General features: G+C 40.1%; 1 protein-coding gene and 1 pseudogene. Both read left to right on the forward strand.

Annotation, left to right across the window (positions count from 1 at the left end; translation table 11 throughout):
• Positions 1–111, forward strand: a pseudogene (locus ACFINO_RS11610) (integrase dna protein); the annotation flags it as partial.
• 271 nt (positions 112–382) lie between these two features.
• Positions 383–524 (forward strand): antA/AntB antirepressor family protein (locus ACFINO_RS11615; RefSeq protein ID WP_375656004.1); only part of this gene is annotated, 142 nt, incomplete at its 3' end.

Here is a 524-nt window from a genome sequence, read left to right on the forward strand (position 1 = left end):
GCGCATTCAGTTGGGAGTTCAGTGACAAAAGCTTATATGCGGACAGATTTTTTAGAACAACGACATACCCTTATGGAACAGTGGGCTGCATTTATAACAGGAGCGACTTGACAGGCTTATAACAATGTGTCTATTGTCGAATCAGGTGCCTAAGAAACATCTTGAATCGATAGCGGATAGATTACCGAAACAATCTTTTCTCCGCGTCTTAAAGACTTTGACTCGTTGTATGCGTGTAGCATATAAAGGTTTTGTCGGGTGTAGCTATGCTATACAATACCCTTATGGGGAAAGCATAGCGACGGACTATCGACCGTGTTTCTTAGCGCCCGGCATTCCTCTGGAATGTCAATAAGAAACCTCTAATCGATAGGAGTTCATTATGAACACTCTTATAAAAATTACGGAACAAACAATTGATCAGGAAGCTGTTCAGACAGTAAATGCACGTGAGTTGCATACATTTTTGGAAGTTAAATCTAATTTTAGAGATTGGATAAAAAATCGCATTGAGGACTACGGAT

It is taken from the genome of Bartonella sp. AA83SXKL, from assembly GCF_042196965.1.
GTDB lineage: Bacteria > Pseudomonadota > Alphaproteobacteria > Rhizobiales > Rhizobiaceae > Bartonella.